Genomic DNA, 21490 nt, shown 5'->3' with positions numbered 1-21490 from the left:
TATGAAAATGATTATTATTGGAGGCTCCGCTGGTTCTTTTAATGTAATACTGTCTATTCTAAAGGAACTGGATGCAGACATTAGCATGCCTATTGTAATTGTTTTACATAGACTAAAAAAAGCGAAAGCTATTCTGGAAGATTGTTTGCAAACACAATCACATTATATTGTAAAGGAAGTAGAAGATAAAGAGTTTGCAAAGGCAGGGTATATCTATACTGCTCCATCTGATTATCATGTGCTATTAAATGAGAATTTAAGCTTCTCATTAGATACTTCAGAAGAGGTGAATTATAGTAGGCCATCTATCGATGTTAGCTTTGAATCTTTTTCTTGTGTATTAAAAGAGAACTGTTGCGGAATTCTATTGTCGGGAGCTAATCAAGACGGTGCAATCGGTCTAAAAATGATTGCTGAAAATGGAGGGGAAACAATCGTTCAAGATGGCGACGAAGCTGAATTTGCAACAATGCCTCGTGCTGCAATTGAATTATATAAAAAACATACAGTGTACAAACTGAAAGATATTGTAAAAAAAATGAATAATTATGCAAAATAAAAAACATACTCTCTTGTTAATTGATGACAAGCCAGAAAATTTGATGGCCTTGAAGAGTATTCTTGATCTACCGGAAAGAGAAATAATTTGCTGCTTGTCTGGTAGTGAAGCTTTACAAGTTTTACTTAAGAAAAAGGTTTCTCTAATTCTTGTAGATGTTCAAATGCCTGATATGGATGGGTATGAGTTTGTCGAAATAATAAAGAGTCACCCTGATACTGTTTTTATTCCCACTATTTTTGTTACAGCAATTAGTAATGAACATAAATATTTAACTAAAGCCTATGACTTGGGGGCCATAGACTTTTTATCTAAGCCTTTAAATACGGAGATTACGCGGAAAAAAGTGGAGTCGTTTTTAAAAATTTGGGATTACGATCAAGAATTGAAAAAATTGAATGAAACACTGGCTCAGAAGAATGAAGAACTGGAACAGTTTGCCCATATTATTGCGCATGATTTAAAAACTCCATTGGGGAGTATTCAAACTTTAATAAATGTAATTGAGGAAGATTATATTCTGAAGCTTGACGGTGATGTGGCTGAACTATTTGAGATGGTAAAAACTTCATCTAAAAACATGTCTGTACTAATTGACGATTTACTTTATTACAGTAAAAATGTTCAAGATAATGAAGGAAAAGAAGTAGTCAATGTTGAATCAGCACTCGATGAAGTTTTAAAACTTATAAATCCATCTGTAAATGTTGAGATTAGCAAGGAAAACCTGAATCATGCTATTGTATTTCAACCTTTTGCATTTAATCAGATTGTTTCAAATTTATTGTCGAATGCTATTAAGTATAACGATAAAGAGGTTTCGAATATTAAAATCTCTTTTAACCCAGAAAACTTCTCTTTGTCTGTGAAGGATAATGGTCCTGGAATTGAGAATAAATACCACACTAAAATTTTTGAAATGTTTCAAACATTAGGAAAAAGTTTCAATGGAGAAAGTAGTACAGGTATTGGTTTAAATTTGGTAAAGAAACTCGTGGAAAGGAATGACGCGACTATTGATGTTAAAAATAATGATGATATTGGATGTGAATTTATTATTTCTAACCTTGAGGTGACGAATGATATAGTTTAAATGCTTTGGAGTTTATGCTATAATATTTTAAGCATGGTATTTATTCATTAGTGTTAAAAGAGGCTTTGTTGATAAAAAAATAATACCTTTGCACTTTAAAATTTTATTAATTTTGTGTGTTATAACTGGGTTTGAAATGAATTTAAAAGCATTTTGAACAAAACCTATAAGTTCATTCAAACAATTAAACAATAATGTATGTCAGACGATAAAAAAGTAATTTTCTCAATGTCAAAATTGAGTAAAACTTATCAAGGAGCAGATAAGCCAGTCCTGAAAAATATTTATTTAAGTTTTTTCTACGGAGCTAAAATTGGTATTTTAGGTCTTAATGGATCTGGTAAATCATCTCTTTTAAAAATTATAGCTGGAGTTGATAAAAACTATCAAGGTGATGTGGTTTTTTCACCTGGTTACACTGTTGGTTATTTAGAGCAAGAACCAATTCTAGATGATAGTAAAACGGTTATCGAAATTGTTCGTGAAGGTGTTGCTGAAACGATGGCAGTATTAGAAGAGTTCAACCAGATAAATGATAGTTTTGGCCTTCCTGAAGTTTATGAGGATGCGGACAAAATGGAAAAATTGATGGACCGTCAGGCGCTTTTGCAAGATAAAATTGATGCATTAGGTGCTTGGGAAATTGATACCAAATTAGAAATAGCAATGGATGCATTACGTACTCCAGATGCAGATACTCCAATTAAGAACCTTTCTGGTGGTGAGCGTCGTCGTGTTGCTTTATGTCGTTTGTTGTTGCAACAACCTGATGTATTGCTTCTGGATGAGCCTACGAATCACTTGGATGCGGAAAGTGTACTTTGGTTAGAACAACATTTAGCACAATATTCAGGAACGGTTATCGCTGTAACGCACGATAGATATTTCTTAGATAATGTAGCAGGTTGGATTTTAGAGTTAGATAGAGGAGAAGGTATTCCATGGAAAGGAAATTACTCTTCTTGGTTAGACCAAAAGTCAAGCCGTATGGCCTTAGAAGAAAAAGTAGCTTCAAAACGCAGAAAAAATTTAGAACGTGAGTTGGACTGGGTTCGTCAAGGAGCTAAAGGACGTCAAACGAAACAAAAAGCGCGTTTGCAGAACTACGACAAATTGTTGAATGAAGATCAAAAAGCTTTAGATGAAAATCTAGAAATTTATATCCCGAACGGTCCCCGTTTAGGAACAAATGTTATTGAGGCAAAAGGTGTTGCTAAAGCGTATGGTGATAAATTACTATATGATAATTTAAACTTTACATTGCCACAAGCTGGAATCGTCGGAATCATCGGACCCAATGGTGCTGGTAAATCGACTATTTTCAGAATGATCATGGGCGAAGAAAAACCAGATGCAGGAGAGTTTGTTATTGGAGATACTGTAAAGATTGCTTATGTCGATCAAGCACACTCTAATATCGATCCTAATAAATCAATCTGGGAAAACTTCTGTGATGGTCAAGAATTGATTATGATGGGCGGACGCCAAGTGAATTCACGTGCTTATTTAAGCCGATTTAATTTTGGTGGAAGTGATCAGAACAAAAAAGTGTCTACACTTTCTGGTGGAGAGCGTAACCGTTTGCACCTTGCGATGACATTGAAAGAAGAAGGAAATGTATTGTTACTAGATGAGCCAACCAATGATTTGGATATCAATACACTACGTGCATTGGAGGAAGGATTGGATAACTTTGCTGGTTGTGCAGTGGTAATTTCGCATGACAGATGGTTCTTAGATAGAATTTGTACGCACATTCTAGCATTTGAAGGAAATTCTGAAGTGTATTACTTTGAAGGTGGTTTCTCTGAATATGAAGAAAATAAGAAAAAACGTTTAGGTGGTGATTTAACTCCAAAACGATTGAAATACAGAAAATTAATCAGAAGCTAATTCTGAATTTTCAATTTATTAAAAAAGGATATCTAATTGTAGATATCCTTTTTTTTATTTCTTTTTCTTGTCGTTGTTCATTAGTAAGAATACTGTTGCTACTAAAGCAAGTACAACGAAACCAAAGACAAAAACAATAATTATGGAACCGCTATCCCAGGTGATAAGTGTTATGTTTTTCATGTTTACCGATTTTAGATATCAAAATTAACAGTTTTGTACTTGACTTAATATGATAAAAGTCAGGAAACCCATTTTATTCTAAAAACTTTGATTTCAATTCAGGGGTAGGGATCATGCAAGCTTCTTTTCTTCCATACCATTTATACCTATTCTTGGCTATGTAATCGTATAAACTATCCTTTAGGGCTGTTGGTAATATTTTAAATATTGTTAGAAAAGCTATTCCTCCACTAAGATGCTTTGCTATTTCTAAAGCTGCTTCAGACTTTATATAATAGGCTACACCGGCTTCGTAGAGAATAATACTGTCCGTGTTTTGAATACCTATATGTTTAATAATATTCTGACCCAAATCAGATTGTAAAGGTACAAATCTAAACAGGTCTTTTTTATCATGTTTAATCACAAATTGTACCGCAGTATTACACAAATTGCAGACTCCATCAAATAGAATTATTTTTTTATTTTTGGGTAGATTTAGCATTTATGCAGTTTGTGTTTGTTATTAATTTATTGAAAAGGTTGAGAGGCTAGATCAGTTTGATTAAAGTCGTTTACAGCATAACTGAACAATCTAAACCTGACCACTGACTATCTATTTCTTCTTAACCGCTTCAACCAACTCCAGTTCGTCCATACTCACTTTGGAGGTAAACATTCCGTAATTTACTGTTGCTTTATTTTTCTCAATATTGTCAATTGTTCCTACAGCTTTTCCGTCTAGCATTCGAACGCGATCTCCTAATCGAATAACCGCTTTAGGTTTTTCGATTACAGGTTTTAGTTTCTTTTCTTTTTTCTCTTTCCTGATTTCTTCTACATGAACAGTAACTTCTTCAATTACTTCTTTTTTCTTTGCCACAATAGCTTTCACCTCTTTAGGAGTGGCTTTCTTGCGTTTTGAATTTTCAATTTCTACAATTTTTAAAAACTCACCAATAAGGTCTTTTTTACTTTTATTATTGAAATACTTCTCCGCTATGTCCTCAATTTTCTGACCTATATAAATCGTCTTTTGGTTGCTATCATACAATTCCTGATAACTCTCTAGTTTCTGCTTGATTTTGACATTGATGTTTTCCATTTTCTTGCCTTCTTCGCGAGCTCTGGTTTCTTCCTCCTTTAATGTTTGGGAGGTTTTTTCCATTTTGGAACGTTCTTTCTGAAGGGTAGCTATGGTCTTGTCAAAACGAACTTTTCCAACTTCAATTTTCTTTTTAGCACGATTAATCAAACTAAAAGGGATTCCGTTTTTCAGAGCTACCTCAAAAGTAAAAGAACTTCCTGCTTGACCCAATGCCAATTTATACATGGGTTCTAATGTCTTTTCGTCAAACATCATGTTGGCGTTGGTTGCGAATGGTAACTCGTTAGCCAATATTTTTAAGTTGGAATAATGCGTTGTAATAATCCCGAATGCTTCCCTATGGTAGAACTCTTCGAGAAAAATTTCGGCTAGAGCGCCACCCAACTCTGGATCAGAACCGGTACCAAATTCATCAATCAAGAACATCGTTTTGCGATTACATTTCTTGAGAAAGTAGTTCATGTTCTTCAGTCGGTAACTGTATGTACTTAAATGATTTTCAATGGATTGGTTGTCGCCAATATCTGTAAGGATTCTATCGAATAAAAAAGTTTCGGAACGCTCATGCACTGGAATGAGCATTCCAGACTGTAACATTAGCTGTAATAAACCAACTGTTTTTAAAGAGATTGTTTTACCACCAGCATTAGGTCCAGAGATTACAATAATTCTATTTTCCTGTTGCAATTCAATAGTCTGCGGATGCGTAATTTCTTTTTTCTGTTTGTTATTCAGATATAAAATAGGGTGATAGGCATCTCTAAAATAGAGTCTACGATTATCTGTTATATGAGGTAATATTCCGTTGATTCGGTCTGCATATTTTGCTTTGGCAGCAATCACATCAATATCACTCAGGAAGTCTTGATATTGTATAAGCAAAGGTAAAAAAGGACGGATGTCATTCGATAATTGTTTTAAAATACGCATAATCTCTTCGGACTCTTCGTATTCTAAATTACTTAATTCCCGAGAGTATTGTAAAGTAGCTTCCGGTTCAATATAAGCGATGCTTCCAGTTTTAGAGCTTCCCATAATAGATCCTTTGACTTTACGTCTATACATCGCCAAAACAGCTAAAACACGACGGTTTTGAACGAAACTTTCTTTGATGTCATCAAGGTAGCCTAGACTGTTATATTGCGTTAAAGCTGATCCAAAGCTTTGGTTTACTTTGCCTCGTACTGAATTCATATTTCTACGAACATCCAGAAGTACTGGTGATGCATTGTCCTTTATCTCACCGTATTTATCAACGATTTGGTCAACAGCTGTGATAATTTCTTTAGTTAATTCAACTTCGTTAGCTCTAGCGTTTAAATGAGGGTAATAGTCATCAAATTTTTTAAAATAGTTCAGCAAAAAATTAACTGTTGCCGAAAGAGTTGCAATTTTTCTAAAACTACCTACTTCAAGATAACTGTCTTCTATCGCTAAAAATTTAATTTCGTGGGTGATGGCATCAAAACCATGATTAGGAATTGCATTATTATTTTGAAAAGAGGAAACGTATTCTGATGTTTGCATTAAAGCTTGCATCAAAGTTTCTTTGTCTTTAAAAGGAGTTATTTCTAAGGCTTTTTGTTTTCCAATGTCTGTATTGCAGATTGTAGAAATCGTTTCTAGAACGGTTGGGAATTGTAAGTCTTGTAATGTTTTTTCGGTGATGGATATCATTCTTTATTGTAAATGGTAAAGAAGCAAAGTTACAAAGAATCCGTGTTAAAATTTGGCATATTGCAGTGTCTTTTAGGATGTGCTTTATTTCGTATCAAATCATATAGGAAAACCGCTAAGACATTAAATTTTTATCCTTTGTTTCATTCACGTGCGGAACACTTGAAAATCTTGGCTTATATTTGCTGTATAACTCTTTACTATGCAAATTAAGCTCGATTCAGAATGGAAATCGATATTATCCGATGAAATCCAAAAGCCCTATTTTACAGAATTAATGTTGAACGTAGAGAAAGAATACAAAGAATACACTTGTTATCCTCCTAAGGATTTAATTTTTGCTGCTTTTGACTATTGTAGCTTCTCTAATTTAAAAGTGGTTATTATTGGCCAAGACCCTTATCATGGGGAAGGAGAGGCGAATGGGTTGTGCTTTTCTGTAAATGACGGAGTTCGAATTCCGCCTTCGTTGCGAAACATATTCAGGGAAATCAATGAAGATCTTGGCAGTATATTTTTGCCTACTTCAGGAAACTTGGAGCATTGGGCAAAACAAGGCATTTTGCTCTTGAACGCTTCTCTTACCGTAAGAAAAGACAGCGCTAACAGTCACAAACATTTGAAATGGAATCTTTTTACCGATGCCGTAATTCAAAAGATCTCTGATGAAAAAGAAGGAGTTGTTTTCTTACTTTGGGGCGCTTTTGCTCATAAAAAAGGAAGTAAGATTGACCGAAGCAAACATTTGGTTTTAGAATCAGGACATCCTTCGCCTATGAGTGCTAACCAAGGGAAATGGTTTGGAAATAAGCATTTTAGTAAAACGAATGCCTATTTGAAAAAAGTTGGGCAAACAGAAATTTCTTGGTTTTAAAAATACGTCCTAATTTATAGGGATTTGCGTGAGGGATAGCAGCATCCGCCGCAGCGGAGCGAATAGCCCGACGGCAATAGATAAAGGGGGCTAGTTATCGTACTGATAATTAGCCCCCTTTTTTTATTGCTGGCACGCCCAAAAGATGAGAATGTTATTTTTTAATAATCTCTTCTAAGATTGCCTTATCCGCTTTGTTGCTCACCTTTAAGATGATTTCCACGTTTTTTACTGTTTTACCTTCAATGACATACATTTTGGCTTTTTTAAACTCGGTGTTGCTTTTGTCAAAGTCAACGTCACCGTACTGTAAGGTGTTTTTTATGTCAATGGTGTCAATCCATTTTTCGGCTAAGACTTTAGAAGCTTTTTCAGAATAATGGAAAGGTTTGTTTCTTAAATCATTTAAAACTCTGGAATTCGGAAAATAATTACATCGGGTATCTTTTCCGCTAAAAATCATAGCTACAAAAAACAGACCCATTACTAATCCCACTAAATAGTAGGCAAAACGTTGGAAAAACTTCATGAATTTTTTTTTGCAAAGGTAATTGAAAGTTTACTTAAAACACAATTAAATTGATATCGTTATTTGGTAAATCGAACCAATCCCCAATGACTTTGCTCGTCAATATTCCATGATAAAGGTAAACGCCGTGTTTTAATCCGATGTCACATCTAATGGCGCTTTCTATACCGCCATCTTCGGCAATTTGCATCAGATAAGGGCTGATGATATTGCTGATGGCAAGAGAGGCTGTTTTAGAATAACGAGATGGGATATTAGGCACGCAGTAGTGGACCACGTTACTTTTTATAAATGTGGGTTTTTCATGTGATGTTACTTCTGAAGTTTCAAAGCAACCACCAGTGTCAATACTCACGTCTACGATTACCGCACCTCTTTTCATGTGCTCGACCATTGTTTCAGTAACCACAACAGGGCAACGCTCAATGCCGCTCATCGCGCCAATAGCAACGTCACAGCGTCTTAAGGCTTTTAATAATGATTTAGATTGAATTGTTGAAGTGAAAATTCGTTGGTTTAAATTGTTTTGTAAACGACGTAATTTAGTGATGGAATTGTCAAAAACTTTCACGGTTGCGCCCAAACCTATTGCTGTTTTTGCGGCAAATTCACCAACTGTTCCAGCACCCAAAATGACCACATCAGTAGGAGGTACGCCGGTAATGTTACCGAAAAGTAGTCCTTTTCCAAATTCATTAGTAATCATCAGTTCTGCGGCAATTAATACAGAAGCTGTTCCTGCAATTTCACTTGATGAACGTACCGCTGGGTAGGTACCGTCTTCGTCTTTTATATATTCAAAAGCTAAAGCAGTAATTTTTTTTCTGCTTAGCGCTTCAAAATAAGCTTTTCTGGTTGTTTTTAGTTGAATGGATGATATCAGGATCGTCTGACTGTTCATCATTTCGATTTCGGCAATGGTGGGAGGTCCCACTTTCAAAATCATTGGGCAGCCAAATACTTTTTTGGTATCATTGGTTACTTCTGCGCCTGCATCACTATATTCTTTGTCTGAATAACTGGAACTTTCTCCAGCTCCAGCTTCTATCATTACTCTATGTCCGTTAAAAGTCAGAGAGTTGACAGCGTCCGGAGTAAGACAAATGCGACGTTCTTGGTAACTGGTCTCATTGGGAATACCGATAAAAAGATCGCTTCTTCTTCTCGCTACCTCTAGCTTTTCTTCTTGAGGCATTAACTGTTGTTTGGTAAAAGGCGTAAATGATATTGACATTGTTAATAGAATGATTTAGAAGTAAAAATACGCAAAAAAGATTAGAAAAAAATGTTTTTGGTGCAGAGAAATAGGGATATTTTTGTGTTTTAGATCAGGAAATAACCTTTTCCATTTTAATATCCGCCCTTTCATAAACGCCATCCTCTAAGGGAACTTCCTCAAAACCAAATTTTCTATACAAATGAATGGCTGGCTCTAAGCCTCTGTTCGAGTATAGGATTATTTTCTCTATTGCATTTTCTTGGGCCATTTTGAAGCAATGTTGTAGCAGTTTTTTTCCTATTCCTAGTCCCTGAACACCATCTGTAACTGCCATTTTGCTAAGTTCATATACGGAATCAGTTATTTTCATCAAGGAAACGGTGCCTACAATTTTGCTGTTGTATTCAGCATAAAAAATCAATCCGCCTTTATCGATAATTTCTTCTTGTGGATTTGATAGTACCCTTTCGTCTTTTGGCTCAATTTTAAAATATCTTTTCAGCCATTCGATATTTAGGGTTTTTATGGGTTCCGCTAAATCTGGAGAGAAGGGGATAATTGTAACAATATTCTCTAAATTCATAAAATCAAAGGCTATAATTTAACTTAATTCTAAAGCGCGTTTGCCGTCAGGAAGTTCCTTGATGGTGATAACCGAATGCGTTTCGGGAATAAGATTTGGAATTTGTTCGGCCCATTCGATAAAGCACCAATTGCCAGAATATAAATACTCATCAACTCCCATATCTAAAGCTTCGGTTTCATGCTTTAATCTGTAAAAATCAAAATGATAAACAACTTGGTTATCAGTAGTTTCGTATTCATTAACTAAAGAAAAGGTTGGGCTGCTTGTGGCTTCTGTAACACCCAGTTCTTTAGCCAATTGTTTTATGAAAGTCGTCTTACCTGCGCCCATTTCTCCGTGAAAAAGAATTACTTTATTGGGGTTTTCGTCCACTACTTGACGTGCTATATTTTCGATTTCATCTAATGAAAAAATAAATTCCATGGGCAAAATTATTATGAATTATAAGTTATAAATTTTGAATTAATGAATAGTGAGAAGTGAAATGTATTAAGGCAATTCAGTTGTTAAAACCAATAAACGACTCCCTTTTCACTTCTCAGTACAAAATTACTTCGGATTAAAAACCAAAAACGGAATTATCATTTCTTCCAGTGATATACCGCCATGCTGATAAGTGTTTTTATAATAACTCACATAATGGTTGTAATTATTGACATAGGCCAAGAACAAATCATTTTTTGCAAAAATATAAGAACTACTCATATTAATCGTAGGCAAACCAATTTTTTTAGGTTCTTTTACCGCATATACATCTTTGTACTCATAAGTAAGGCTTCGACCTGTTTTGTATCTCAAATTCAGACTGGTATTTTTATCACCCACCACTTTCGAAGGGTTTTTGACATTGATAGTACCATGATCTGTCGTCAAAATCAGTTTGAAACCCAGTTTTTGTGCCTGTTGAATGATCTCCAAAAGTGGAGAATTCTTAAACCAACTCAAGGTAAGTGAGCGATAGGCTTTGTCATCTGATGCTAATTCTTTCACCACATCCATTTCGGTTTTGGCATGCGATAGCATATCTACAAAGTTATATACTACGGTCACCAAGTCGTTTTCTTTTAATCCCTTGAAATTTTCAACCAGTTTTTTTCCTGATGCTAAATTGGTGATTTTAAAATAATCCTCTTTGATATTCAGTCCCAATCGTTTTAATTGCGCCGACAAAAACTCCGCTTCATAAAGGTTTTTACCTCCTTCTTCGGGATCATTTTTCCAGTATTGTGGAAACTGTTTCTCCATTTCAAGTGGCGTTAAACCAGAGAAAATGGCGTTTCGTGCATACTGCGTCGCTGTAGGTAAAATAGAGTAGTAGGGTACCTCTTTTTCTAGTTTGTAATAATCAGCCACCACACTTTCAAAAGTTTTCCATTGGTCGTAACGCAGGTTATCAATCACTACAAAAAGAATAGGTTTGTCTTTCTTTACTATTTCAGGAACTACTAATTCCCTAAATAAGGTATGGGACTGAACAGGTTTGTCTGCTTTTGGCAAAAACCAATCCTCATAATTACGTTCAATAAATTTTCCAAACTGGGAGTTGGCTTCTGCTTTTTGGGATTCTAATATTTCAATCATCCCATGATCGTTGATGCTTTCCAGATTAAGTTCCCAAAAAATCAATTTTTTATACAGTTCAACCCAGTCTTCATACGAGTTCACCATGGCCATTTCCATGGAAATTTTCCTAAACTCCTTCTGGTAATCCAAAGTTGTTTTTTGCGAAATCAAACGGGAGTGATCCAGGTTCTTTTTCAAACTCAACAGGATTTGGTTTGGGTTGACCGGCTTAATCAAATAATCAGCGATTTTAGAGCCAATGGCTTCTTCCATCAGGTATTCCTCCTCACTTTTAGTAATCATAATCATGGGAATAGCCGACTTTTTTTCTTTCATTTCAGAAAGCGTTTCTAGTCCACTCATGCCGGGCATATTTTCGTCTAGAAAAACAATATCGAAGTTCTCGCTCTCAAAAATATCAATCGCGTCACGGCCGTTATTGCAGGTGGTGACACTGTAATTTTTTTTCTCTAGGAACAGTATGTGCGGTTTTAGATAATCAATTTCATCATCAACCCAAAGTATTTTTATCTTGTCCATATATATCGTATAAAAAGAATAGTAAAGTCATTAATCAATGTGCCAAATTACATTATTTTCAAGCGCTTTGTTATTAATATTATTATAAAATTTACTACTAAAACTGATCTAGCAAACTATATAATACCTTTATTTGGGGCGTGCCCTCCGCAAAAGCTCCGGTCGGGCAGTTCACTGCAAGTCCTCGTCCCGCCAAAAAAGTGGTACTGTGGGCTTTCCGTTTCCTTCCCTCACGCGGGATTAGGGATTTGATTGTATGTCTTATTCTCAAGAAGGTTTGTAATTATTCTTATTGTAATGAGGGAAGTCGCAAAGTATTTCTAGAGGGTTATTTAAAATTTGGAATATTATAATAGTTACTGTGAGTTAATATAATAAATGCTATATTTGAAAACCACGAATAAAACAATATTAATCCAGAATAAAAGAGAGTTTCCTTTCCTTTTGTTCTGGATTTTTGTTATTTCAAGGGGGGATAAAAAACAAAAAAAATAGTAAAGTTTACAATACATTATCAATGGATAAAACAATGGAAATACCCCAGCAATTAATAAAAAAAATACAGCAAAATAATTTAGTGATTTTTGCAGGTGCTGGGATATCAATAAATGCGGGACTTCCAAATTGGAATAATCTTATAGATACAATCTTAGAAGGACTCGGGAATAAGGAACCAAAAAGCGAAAAATTTAAAGCGGCTTTAAAAGATGAATTATTTACACCAATAGAAATTTTAAATAAAATAAAACATTTAAAATCAGAATCAATTGAAATATTTTATCAAGAACTTTCCAAGTATAACAACTGTGAACCTACAACAATTCACAAAAAAATTGGAGAATTATCAAATAAAATTATAACTACCAATTATGATGAATTATTAGAAAAAGAACTTTCATCATTTGAAAAAATAGTATATACAAATACTTATAAAGTAGCAAAATTATCAGAAATAGATAGATATATTTATAAAATTCATGGAGATATAAATGAACCTGATAAATGTATTTTATTTCCTTCAGAATATGAAAATTTATACTCAATTGATGAAAAATCATCAGTTTTTGAATTGAAAAAAATAATTTCTGATAAATCGGTTCTATTTATTGGTTTTAGTTTGAATGACCCTTACATAGATTATATATTTAATTATGTAAATAATTTGTATTCCGGATTTACCCCAGAACATTTTATAATTACAACACAAAAAAATAAAGAGTGGCCAAATAAAATAACTCCAATTATTTTAGATGATTTTAGTAAATTAAGTAGTCTTCTTGACGAATTAATTAAAATTAAAGTCACTCAAAAAGAAGAAATTGAAGAAATTCAACAAGAACTAAAAAACAGTTCGAAAAACGCTATAATAGAATTTAAACAGAGTTCTGAATTTGATTCACCTCCAAATAATAAATATTGGGTTGGTAGAAATAAAGAATTAGTTAATATTAGTAATGATAATTTTAAAATAATATTTATCACAGGTATTGGTGGACAAGGGAAATCAGCATTAGCTGCAAATTATTTACGAAATCATTTTGATTCAAAAAAATACGAATTTGCTGATTGGAGAGATTTTAAAGAAGAAACAAATCGATTTCAAACTAAGTTAGTATCTATAGTTAAAAGACTAAATGAAAATTTTAATATTCTTAACTTAGAGAATTTTAGTAATAATGACTTAGTAGACACCTTTTTTAATAATCTTGGTAATAGAAAAATTATATTTGTTTTTGATAATATTGATAGCTATATAGATCTAGAGACTTTTAAACCTACAGGTAGCTTAGGATATTTTTTCGAACAAATCCTTTATAGGGAACATAACTCAAAATTTATTTTTACTTGTAGACCATTTATACGAGAAGCTAGTATAAATTTTTATCAAATTTCTTTATCGGGTATATCTGAAGATGAATGTGAAGAACTTTTTGGTTTTTATAAAATACCAATTTCTAAGATTCAACTAAAATCATTGAGCATTCGTGCTCATAAATTAGCAAAGGGTCATCCACTATGGTTGAATTTAATTGCTGGTCAGGCTATTAGAGGTGTTGAGACAGTAACTAATTTTATTAACTCTATTGAAAATAAGTCAAATTTTGATGAAGATAATTTTTCAGCAATTCTATCTGAAAAAATATTGAATGAAGTTTGGAATTCTTTAAATGATAAGCAAAAGATATTAATACGTGGTATATCCGAAACTGTTAAACCAGAAAAAGAAGAAAATTTAAAGACTATTTTAGATAGCGAATTAAACGCAAATCAATTTCATAAATCATTACGAGTTTTAAAAAACTTAAATTTAATAGAAACCTTGAGTGATGGAGAGATAGAGTTGCACCCTTTGGTGAAAGAATTTATTTTAACAAAATACCCGAGAAATGAACGTGCAAAATTCATTACCCTATTTGTTCAGTATTACGATAAATTTATTTATGTTTTAAAGCCTAAGCTAAATTCAAATTTAACAATAAATGAATTTCAAAACTGGACTTCAAAAATAGAATTACAAATTAATAGCAATGATTTTAAATCAGCATTAATTGCACTAGAGGAGGTTAGTTCTGCAATTTTAACATCTGGATTTTCTGAAGAATATTTAAGAGTATGCGAAATGTTATATAAGAAGATCGACTGGAATGATTCTATTAGCAAAGAATATCCATATTTTCATTCTCAATTTATTTCTTTGACTAGCACTCAAGTGCAAATGGGGAAATTTGACTTATGCGATGAGAATTTGGAAAAATATCAAAATTTAATCCCAGGAAAAAGTTCTTACTATTTATCATACTGTAGTCAAAAATCATATAAATTATGGTACCAAGGATTGTTTGATGATTCTATTTCAATTGCAGAGGAAGGTGTATTTCTTTTGGATGAATCCAGCTTAACAGATAATTATAGTTTACGACATAATTTAGCTCTAGCTTTGAGAGATTCTAGGAAAAAAAATAATTTAAAAAAGGCCTTGGAATATTTTTTAAAAAATGAAAAAATTGAAGATATTTTAAATAGAGAAAAAATTAATTTTGATTTTAATGGGCACTTTTATGGAAATATTGGTAAGTGTTTAGAATATATGAATTTGTATGACGACGCACTATATTGTTACTACTTATCATTGAAATTATTATTTAAAGAAAATGATACAAATTCAATTCTAAACATGGGTTACGCTAGTTTATGGATTTCGGAATTATTATTAAAAGATAAAAAAAATATAGATGGATTATATTTTTTAAAATTTGCTAAAAATAATTGGGACAAAACATCCCCACCACGTGCAAAAGGATTAAAACAGACTTGGTCTAATTTGGCTTTTGATAAGGCGTCAAAAGATTCAATTGCTAAGCTGACAAATTGGAAAATTGAAAATCATTGTAAAAATTATTTAAGTAAAAGATTATTGAATTAATTAAACCGCTTAATATGGTTTAATCAAATAATAGTGAGGCATTCCTGTCAGTAGCTCGTACTCCCAATTTTAAAATAAATTACGGTTACAATACGAGTAAAATCCAACTAAGTAAACCAAAAGTAAACATGAAAAAATATTTAGGAAAAACAATGATTTTAGTTGCCGTTTTTGCGGTTAGTACTATTGCTCATTCGCAAGTCGACAAAGTGGACAGTGCGATGAAAGAGCTGATGCTAAAAAACAGGATTGTGGGTTTGCAACTGGCGGTGGTTAAAAACAATAGCATTGTCAAAACGGCGCATTACGGTCTGGCAAATATTGAGGATTCGATTGCTGTTGATAATGAAACTGTTTTTAGTATTAACTCAATGACTAAATCCTTAACGGGAGCTGCCGTTATGCAATTAGTTGAAAAAGGTCAGTTGAAACTGGAAGATCCTATTTCTAAATATTTGGACAGTTTGCCTATTACATGGCAAAATATCACCGTGAAACAACTGGCAACGCATACCTCCGGAATCCCTGATATTTGGGAAAGACCAGAGCAAATGTGGTCAGATGATAGTGCTCCGTTGTTTAATAAAATAAAGGAGCAAGCTGTCGTCTTTCAACCCGGAGAAGAACAAAGCTACAATCAAACCAATTTCCTGCTGCTAGGAAAAATCATCGAAAAAGTTAGCGGTCAATCTTTTGAAAAATATGTGATAGAAAACCAGTTTAAAAAAGCGGGGATGAAAAATTCGATTAAAGCGGGGATGGGCAATTTCTTCACGATAATTGATCATTCCGCTAAACCGTATACATATTATATTAATGGTACTTTAACTAATATATTCCAACCCATGCCCAAAAACTTGTATCCTGCAGGCGGAACATATTCAACTGCTACCGAAATGGCACAATGGGCAATTGCTTTACAAACGAATAAATTAATAAATAAAGAAAGCCTAAAAACGCTATTGGCTCCAGTAACTTTAAATGATGCTGCGATACATGAAGGGAATGGTTTTTTTAATCAAAGTTCGATTGGATTTTTTCTAGCCACAAAAACTAGCGCTCCTGTAGTCGGTACTTTCGGTGGCGCCAGAAATGCTTTGTTTATCTATCCTAAAGATAATGTTACCGTTGTGGTATTGACGAATTTAGTAGGTGCACATCCTCAAGATTTTATTGAAGAAATTGCCAAATTATATATATCGGATAAGAAATAATAAACTCTAGCCAATTGCTATTTGATGCTTGCGTAAAAAACTATCATATTGCGAATTTAATTTGAAAGAGAATATGAGAATGGATAGAAAGTCTAGAAAACTACGTTTTGAAAATTCCCCTCCGCTGGAGGGGTGTCCGCAGGATGGGGTGGTAGATAACATAGCACAACAAGACTTTTATATAAATAAAACTCAAATCAACTTAAATCCTATTTTAAAGCTTCCGTATAATGTAAAATTAAAACAATGGGCAAGAGAATTACGTCAAGCAGAAAACTTATCTGAAGTACTTTTTTGGATGCAGGTGACCAAAGGAAGATTTCATAAAATAGATTTTGACAGACAGCGCTTAATTGGGAATTTCATTGTTGATTTTTATGTCAAAAAATTGGGTTTGGTTATAGAAATTGATGGTTCCAGTCATGATTCTAAAGTTGAATATGATTCTGCCAGAGAGGCTTATTTAATATCATTGGGATTAAGAGTATATAGAATTAAAGTATCAGATGTTATGAACAGGATGACTGATGTATTAGTGAGTTTAGAAAATTATATTATTGAGAATTATGGAGTAAAAAATGATGAGTTCGTTAACGAATGAAGAACCACCCCGTCCTTCAGACACCCCTCCAAAGGAGGGGAATTGAGGACAATTTCTAAAAAAAAAATATATTACAATAGTTGATCAGCAATTGTGTTTAAAACAGTGGTATTAGTATTTAAATTTAGTACTGTTTCGTTCTGAGAAAAAGTTAAGATATTTATATTTAATCAAAAAAGCCTCCTGAGAAGTCAGGAGGCTTTTGATCTGTAGCAATCTTAATTAGAACAGGAAGTTAACTCTATTCTATATATTTCAGTTTCTGTAGTACTTTAAAAGTTCTATAATGTATCGAAAACAGCTTTTAGATCTGCTTTCAAATCATCGATATCCTCAAGTCCTACTGACAAACGAATCAAATCTTTAGTTACGCCTGAGGTAACTTGTTGCTCATCAGACAACTGCTGATGTGTTGTGCTTGCGGGGTGTATCACTAATGATTTTGTATCTCCAATATTTGCCAAAAGCGAGAATAATTTTGTTTCATCAGCCACTTTTTTAGCCGCTTCAAATCCGCCTTTTAAACCAAAAGTCACTAAGCCATTTTGACCTTTTGGTAAATATTGTTGTGCCAAGTCATAGTATTTACTTGATTTCAATCCTGGATAGTTTACCCAAGCTACTTGCTCTTGTGTTTGTAACCACTCCGCTAAAGCCAAACCATTTTCGCTGTGTTTCTGAACGCGAATAGGTAAAGTTTCTAATCCCTGAATAATTTGAAAAGCATTAAATGGACTCAAAGCTGCACCAAAGTCGCGTAATCCTTCGATTCTAACTTTAGCAATGAAAGCCGCTGCACCTAGTGCCTCGTGATAAATCAGTCCGTGATATCCTTCGTTTGGCTCTGTGAATTCTGGGAATTTTCCGCTGCTCCAATCAAATGTACCGGCATCTATAACTGCTCCTCCCAATGAAGTTCCATTTCCAGCGATATATTTAGTTAAGGAGTGAATTACAATGTTTGCTCCATGTTCAATAGGGTTTAATAAATAAGGTGTTGCCACAGTGTTATCAACTATGAACGGAACTTTGAAAGCTTTGGCTTCAGCCGCAATAGCTTTTATATCCAATACATCTAATTTAGGATTTCCTAAACTTTCTACGAAAAATACTTTTGTATTATCTTGAGCTGCTTTTGTGAAATTTGTCGGATCTGAAGGATCTACAAATGTGGTAGTGATCCCTAATCTTGGCAAAGTAGTTTTTAACAGGTTGAAAGTTCCGCCATACAAACTGCTGGAAGCCACAATGTGATCTCCAGTTTTTAATAAAACCAATAAGGATGTTGCAATGGCCGCAGTTCCTGAAGCCGTAACTACCGCTGCAATACCACCTTCAAGTGCAGCAAGACGTTGTTCTAAAATATCATTCGTTGGATTGTTTAATCTAGTGTAAATATAACCTGCTTCAGCAAGTCCAAATAAATTGGCGGCATGCTCAGAGTTATTAAAAACGTATGAAGACGTTTGGTAAATAGGAACTGCTCTTGTTCCTCCATGTTTTGTTACGTCATGCCCTGCATGTAATGCGTTTGTTGCAAATTTTGGTGTGCTCATGTTTATTTAGATATTAAGTACGCTGTTGATTATATTTATTTTCAATTGTGTTGATTAGTCTATCAAAGATAATTTTATTGATTTGCAGAAGCAATGTTTCAGAATAAAACTTTATTAAAATAGTTGATTTATAACAATTTAATTCAATACTAATAGATGTAAAACAAAAAATAGATTATTCTAATTTGGAAATAGTTCTGTTTGTGAAATTGTATTTGTTTAATGAAAATGTTGAATAATCGTCAAAAAATAAATTCATATTTACTAAGAATTAGATGCTTTTTCCTTTATTTTTATAAATTCGTAGTAGTTTAGAGCTTTCCTCTTTACAAAACAATATGATTGTTATAGAAGTGATGGATGCTGCCATACAAAGCAGTAAAACAAAACGAACAGTTAAAATTAAATAATAAACACAACCTCAATAAACATCCAAATATCCATTTATGAAAATGCACAAAAACGTATACTTAGTATTTGCTATCGTCTTTTTATTATCATTCATCGATTCTTTATTCGATGCTGAAGCGACACACGAACTCTTATTTTGGGAAGTGAATATTTGGGTGTACCGTTTTTTCAGATTGGCAATAGCAGTACTGTTTATGAAATCGTATATGGATATAAGAAACGCTGAAAAGATAGCTAAGGAATAGCGACTCTAGAAAGCTATGGTATGCTTAAAATAGTGTGCCTTAAAAATAAAAGAGAATGAGTAATGATTTAGTCTACAAAAGAAATTGGTGGGAAAGAAACTGGAAATGGTTCTTAGCTGTTATTGTTTTAGCACTAGGTATTTGGCTATTTCTTATTTCTGTAGCTAATACTAATAGTATTGATGTGGTTCAGGCCTATTCAGAAAATGCACTTTATGAAAACGCTTTAGCAAAAGTGAATACAAATGATGAGGCTATCTCGATTCTTGGTAATTTGGAACCTTTAGATCAATTAGCAATTTTAGAAGGAAGTGCAAAATATTCAACTGATAAACAGCGAATAGAAACCACAGTACGAATTAAAGGAAGTAAGGCAAAGGGAAAAATGGATATTTCGGCCTTCAAAAAAGGGAATAACTGGCAATACGAAAAAATTAATATTAGGATTAATTCGACTAAAGAAGTGATCTCCATTGTAAAGTAATTATGCTATTTCTTATATGAATAATTCAAAAAAAATCTATGTAATAGTTGCAATCGTTTCGCTTCTCTTTGGCCTTTTTTCTTGTAACAGCAGTAATCCAAAATTCGGAAAACGATTTGTCGCAAAGGATAGCGACACCATATCTTTACAAAAATTAAAAGGAGAAATTAGAAGTGTTTCCAATACAGTTTTTGAAATTGGATCTTACACTGGGAGCCAAAATATTCCTATTCACTACCGTTTACTGAAACCAAAATTGAAGCGAGAGATTGATAAATTCCCACTAGTCATCGTATTTCATGGATCAGCTGCTATTGGTACTGATAATGAAAGTCAATTGGGATTATTAGCAAAACTTTGGGCCGTGGATAACATTCAAAAAAAGTATCCCGCTTATGTACTTGCTCCACAATTTTCGGTTCGTTCGTCTAATTATTCGATGGATAAAAATAGGGCTGTAATTGTATCTGTTGCTCAAGGTCCTGTGCAAACTACGCTGCAGCTTATTGATTCCTTAAAGGCGAATTTAAATATTGATAGTAAGCGAATTTATCTCGTGGGTTTCTCAATGGGAGCTTCAACCGTAATCAACACTTTATCCTCTCAACCCGATTTGTTTGCTGCCGTAGTGAGTATTGCTGGTATTCCGCAATTTGATCAAATAGGAGCCTTGGCTAATAAACCTATTTGGCTAATACACGGCAATCAGGATACCGAAAATCCTTTTGAAAGTGATATGCAGTTTTATAAAGAAAGCAGTATGCACAATAAGACACTTTTTTGGGAGATGGATGCATTAGAGCATAACAATATTCTTTCAACAGAACTTCTCGGAGATGCCATTCCAAAATGGTTATTTCGTTTTAGTGCACCATAATCAATGCCCTCAAGCTTTGTAAAAGGATACTTTTCAACGAAGTACTATTGTTGCACTAATTGTATGAAACAGCTGATATTAAAATGCAATTAACTGTTTATTAGTTGATTAGTTGGTGCTTTTATCTTTTATTTATTACCTTAGTTATATAGTTCATATTACTGAATAACTGATAAATGTAATTTTAAAAAGTGCGTATAATTAAAAATAAAACAAGATGGAAACTTTCGACTGGACTAAATTCACAAAGAAAATTGCTGTAGAAGGAAATCTTTTTGATATTTATAATGCTTGGACAAAACCAGCGGCATTAGAAAGTTGGTTTTTAAGTAAAGCTATCTTTCGTAGAGCGGAGAAGGGTATTGTTGACAGTCAGGAAAATATTTTGAAAAATGATAAATACGAATGGTCTTGGTATTTGTATGATGTTATTGAAGAAGGAAAAGTAACAAAAGCGAACGGAATTGACCATTTGCAATTTACTTTTGCGGGAGAATGTTTAGTCGATGTTCAACTCAAAAAACAAGGGGAGTACGTGATTGTAGAATTAACACAAAAAAACATTCCAACAGATAATGAATCAAAACTAAATACCCGATTGGGATGCGAGTCAGGTTGGTCCTTTTACCTTTTAAATTTAAAATCAGTTTATGAAGGTGGTGTGGATCTAAGGAATAAAAATCCAGACTTCAAAGGAATGCTAAATAGCTAATAAGAAATCAGCAGTAGAAGTGAGCTAATAATTAAATGACTTAGCGAACCGAGGTGTATAAAGTTTCAGGAATTCCTAGTTGTTCAATTTCACAACTAAACATAAAAAAGCCACTGCGTATCGTACTCAGTGGCTTTTTTCGAATTAACAAACCTATTTTATT

Annotated in this window: 20 protein-coding genes; 11 read left to right on the top strand and 9 right to left on the bottom strand. The window is 33.5% G+C overall.

Features of this window, described 5'->3' with window-relative positions:
- Position 1: 1 nt before the first annotated feature.
- The 3 genes from BLV91_RS04235 (at position 2) to ettA (ending at position 3545) form a co-directional block, all read left to right on the top strand.
- On the top strand, positions 2–559 hold the full coding sequence (locus BLV91_RS04235; RefSeq protein WP_091430031.1) for a chemotaxis protein CheB: 558 nt from the start codon (positions 2–4) through the stop codon (positions 557–559).
- The gene (locus BLV91_RS04230; RefSeq protein WP_091430029.1) at positions 549–1652 is read left to right on the top strand and encodes a hybrid sensor histidine kinase/response regulator; all 1104 of its coding nucleotides are present in this window, start codon (positions 549–551) and stop codon (positions 1650–1652) included. The genes BLV91_RS04235 and BLV91_RS04230 overlap by 11 nt, the downstream gene beginning before the upstream one ends.
- 198 nt (positions 1653–1850) lie before the next feature.
- Positions 1851–3545, top strand: coding sequence for an energy-dependent translational throttle protein EttA (gene ettA, locus BLV91_RS04225; protein ID WP_091430027.1), 1695 nt, complete (start codon positions 1851–1853; stop codon positions 3543–3545).
- A 54-nt stretch (positions 3546–3599) separates the two neighbouring features.
- On the opposite strand, the gene BLV91_RS17240 is transcribed toward ettA, so the two are convergent.
- From BLV91_RS17240 to BLV91_RS04215, 3 genes are all read right to left on the bottom strand, one after another.
- Entirely contained in the window at positions 3600–3728 is a 129-nt protein-coding gene (locus BLV91_RS17240) for a hypothetical protein (protein ID WP_262488599.1), read from the bottom strand.
- Between the two features lie 73 nt (positions 3729–3801).
- Positions 3802–4212 carry a thiol-disulfide oxidoreductase DCC family protein gene (locus BLV91_RS04220; RefSeq protein WP_091430025.1) on the bottom strand — a complete coding sequence of 137 codons (411 nt, stop codon included), beginning with the start codon at positions 4210–4212 and terminating at the stop codon, positions 3802–3804.
- Positions 4213–4323: 111 nt separating this feature from the next.
- Entirely contained in the window at positions 4324–6492 is a 2169-nt protein-coding gene (locus tag BLV91_RS04215) for an endonuclease MutS2 (RefSeq protein WP_091430023.1), read from the bottom strand.
- Between the two features lie 202 nt (positions 6493–6694).
- Between BLV91_RS04215 and ung the strand changes: the two genes are divergently transcribed.
- Positions 6695–7366, top strand: coding sequence for a uracil-DNA glycosylase (gene ung / locus BLV91_RS04210; protein WP_091430021.1), 672 nt, complete (start codon positions 6695–6697; stop codon positions 7364–7366).
- Positions 7367–7520: 154 nt separating this feature from the next.
- Here ung and BLV91_RS04205 read toward each other — a convergent pair whose 3' ends face one another.
- The 5 genes from BLV91_RS04205 to porX form a co-directional block, all read right to left on the bottom strand.
- A complete protein-coding gene (locus BLV91_RS04205; protein ID WP_091430019.1) occupies positions 7521–7895 on the bottom strand; it encodes a DUF4258 domain-containing protein in 375 nt (124 codons plus the stop codon).
- A 34-nt stretch (positions 7896–7929) separates the two neighbouring features.
- Positions 7930–9129: an alanine dehydrogenase gene (locus tag BLV91_RS04200; RefSeq protein WP_175513949.1), complete on the bottom strand. Its 1200-nt coding sequence runs from the start codon at positions 9127–9129 to the stop codon at positions 7930–7932.
- Positions 9130–9223: 94 nt separating this feature from the next.
- Positions 9224–9697, bottom strand: a complete 474-nt coding sequence (locus BLV91_RS04195) for a GNAT family N-acetyltransferase (protein ID WP_091430016.1) — start codon at positions 9695–9697, stop codon at positions 9224–9226.
- Positions 9698–9715: 18 nt separating this feature from the next.
- On the bottom strand, positions 9716–10123 hold the full coding sequence (tsaE, locus tag BLV91_RS04190) for a tRNA (adenosine(37)-N6)-threonylcarbamoyltransferase complex ATPase subunit type 1 TsaE (protein WP_091430014.1): 408 nt from the start codon (positions 10121–10123) through the stop codon (positions 9716–9718).
- Between the two features lie 126 nt (positions 10124–10249).
- Entirely contained in the window at positions 10250–11803 is a 1554-nt protein-coding gene (gene porX / locus BLV91_RS04185) for a T9SS response regulator signal transducer PorX (RefSeq protein ID WP_091430011.1), read from the bottom strand.
- Positions 11804–12320: 517 nt separating this feature from the next.
- Between porX and BLV91_RS04180 the strand changes: the two genes are divergently transcribed.
- The 3 genes from BLV91_RS04180 to BLV91_RS04170 all read left to right on the top strand — a co-directional run bounded on the left by BLV91_RS04180 (position 12321) and on the right by BLV91_RS04170 (position 17042).
- Positions 12321–15227 (top strand): SIR2 family protein, encoded by a 2907-nt coding sequence (locus tag BLV91_RS04180; protein WP_091430009.1) that lies wholly within the window; start codon positions 12321–12323, stop codon positions 15225–15227.
- 128 nt (positions 15228–15355) lie between these two features.
- Positions 15356–16441 carry a serine hydrolase domain-containing protein gene (locus BLV91_RS04175; RefSeq protein ID WP_091430007.1) on the top strand — a complete coding sequence of 362 codons (1086 nt, stop codon included), beginning with the start codon at positions 15356–15358 and terminating at the stop codon, positions 16439–16441.
- 79 nt (positions 16442–16520) lie between these two features.
- On the top strand, positions 16521–17042 hold the full coding sequence (locus BLV91_RS04170; protein ID WP_091430004.1) for an endonuclease domain-containing protein: 522 nt from the start codon (positions 16521–16523) through the stop codon (positions 17040–17042).
- A 281-nt stretch (positions 17043–17323) separates the two neighbouring features.
- On the opposite strand, the gene BLV91_RS04165 is transcribed toward BLV91_RS04170, so the two are convergent.
- A complete protein-coding gene (locus tag BLV91_RS04165; protein ID WP_091430001.1) occupies positions 17324–18598 on the bottom strand; it encodes an O-acetylhomoserine aminocarboxypropyltransferase/cysteine synthase family protein in 1275 nt (424 codons plus the stop codon).
- Between the two features lie 446 nt (positions 18599–19044).
- On the opposite strand from BLV91_RS04165, the gene BLV91_RS04160 reads away from it, so the two are divergent.
- From BLV91_RS04160 to BLV91_RS04145, 4 genes are all read left to right on the top strand, one after another.
- Complete coding sequence (locus BLV91_RS04160; protein ID WP_139262268.1) at positions 19045–19254, top strand: hypothetical protein; 210 nt, start codon at positions 19045–19047, stop codon at positions 19252–19254.
- 55 nt (positions 19255–19309) lie between these two features.
- Positions 19310–19738 (top strand): cytochrome c oxidase assembly factor Coa1 family protein, encoded by a 429-nt coding sequence (locus tag BLV91_RS04155; RefSeq protein WP_091429996.1) that lies wholly within the window; start codon positions 19310–19312, stop codon positions 19736–19738.
- Positions 19739–19754: 16 nt separating this feature from the next.
- Positions 19755–20615 (top strand): carboxylesterase family protein, encoded by an 861-nt coding sequence (locus BLV91_RS04150; RefSeq protein ID WP_091429993.1) that lies wholly within the window; start codon positions 19755–19757, stop codon positions 20613–20615.
- Positions 20616–20832: 217 nt separating this feature from the next.
- Positions 20833–21327 carry an SRPBCC family protein gene (locus BLV91_RS04145; protein ID WP_091429990.1) on the top strand — a complete coding sequence of 165 codons (495 nt, stop codon included), beginning with the start codon at positions 20833–20835 and terminating at the stop codon, positions 21325–21327.
- Positions 21328–21490 lie beyond the last annotated feature (163 nt).

The organism is Flavobacterium degerlachei, from assembly GCF_900106645.1.
GTDB classification, from domain to species: domain Bacteria; phylum Bacteroidota; class Bacteroidia; order Flavobacteriales; family Flavobacteriaceae; genus Flavobacterium; species Flavobacterium degerlachei.
The sequence above is the reverse complement of the archived record's forward strand: the minus strand, read 5'-3'. Positions and strand labels throughout refer to the sequence as shown.

Excerpts from the sequence above, each read along its gene's own strand:
- BLV91_RS04230 (WP_091430029.1), top strand. The coding sequence starts at position 549 with ATGCAAAATAAAAAACATACTCTCTTGTTAATTGATGACAAGCCAGAA.
- BLV91_RS04205 (WP_091430019.1), bottom strand. The coding sequence starts at position 7,895 with ATGAAGTTTTTCCAACGTTTTGCCTACTATTTAGTGGGATTAGTAATG.
- BLV91_RS04170 (WP_091430004.1), top strand. The coding sequence starts at position 16,521 with ATGGATAGAAAGTCTAGAAAACTACGTTTTGAAAATTCCCCTCCGCTG.
- BLV91_RS04175 (WP_091430007.1), top strand. The coding sequence starts at position 15,356 with ATGAAAAAATATTTAGGAAAAACAATGATTTTAGTTGCCGTTTTTGCG.
- BLV91_RS04155 (WP_091429996.1), top strand. The coding sequence starts at position 19,310 with ATGAGTAATGATTTAGTCTACAAAAGAAATTGGTGGGAAAGAAACTGG.
- BLV91_RS04195 (WP_091430016.1), bottom strand. The coding sequence starts at position 9,697 with ATGAATTTAGAGAATATTGTTACAATTATCCCCTTCTCTCCAGATTTA.
- porX (WP_091430011.1), bottom strand. The coding sequence starts at position 11,803 with ATGGACAAGATAAAAATACTTTGGGTTGATGATGAAATTGATTATCTA.
- BLV91_RS04235 (WP_091430031.1), top strand. The coding sequence starts at position 2 with ATGAAAATGATTATTATTGGAGGCTCCGCTGGTTCTTTTAATGTAATA.
- ettA (WP_091430027.1), top strand. The coding sequence starts at position 1,851 with ATGTCAGACGATAAAAAAGTAATTTTCTCAATGTCAAAATTGAGTAAA.
- ung (WP_091430021.1), top strand. The coding sequence starts at position 6,695 with ATGCAAATTAAGCTCGATTCAGAATGGAAATCGATATTATCCGATGAA.
- BLV91_RS04180 (WP_091430009.1), top strand. The coding sequence starts at position 12,321 with ATGGATAAAACAATGGAAATACCCCAGCAATTAATAAAAAAAATACAG.
- BLV91_RS04200 (WP_175513949.1), bottom strand. The coding sequence starts at position 9,129 with ATGTCAATATCATTTACGCCTTTTACCAAACAACAGTTAATGCCTCAA.
- BLV91_RS17240 (WP_262488599.1), bottom strand. The coding sequence starts at position 3,728 with ATGAAAAACATAACACTTATCACCTGGGATAGCGGTTCCATAATTATT.
- BLV91_RS04220 (WP_091430025.1), bottom strand. The coding sequence starts at position 4,212 with ATGCTAAATCTACCCAAAAATAAAAAAATAATTCTATTTGATGGAGTC.
- BLV91_RS04145 (WP_091429990.1), top strand. The coding sequence starts at position 20,833 with ATGGAAACTTTCGACTGGACTAAATTCACAAAGAAAATTGCTGTAGAA.
- BLV91_RS04150 (WP_091429993.1), top strand. The coding sequence starts at position 19,755 with ATGAATAATTCAAAAAAAATCTATGTAATAGTTGCAATCGTTTCGCTT.
- BLV91_RS04215 (WP_091430023.1), bottom strand. The coding sequence starts at position 6,492 with ATGATATCCATCACCGAAAAAACATTACAAGACTTACAATTCCCAACC.
- BLV91_RS04165 (WP_091430001.1), bottom strand. The coding sequence starts at position 18,598 with ATGAGCACACCAAAATTTGCAACAAACGCATTACATGCAGGGCATGAC.
- BLV91_RS04160 (WP_139262268.1), top strand. The coding sequence starts at position 19,045 with ATGAAAATGCACAAAAACGTATACTTAGTATTTGCTATCGTCTTTTTA.
- tsaE (WP_091430014.1), bottom strand. The coding sequence starts at position 10,123 with ATGGAATTTATTTTTTCATTAGATGAAATCGAAAATATAGCACGTCAA.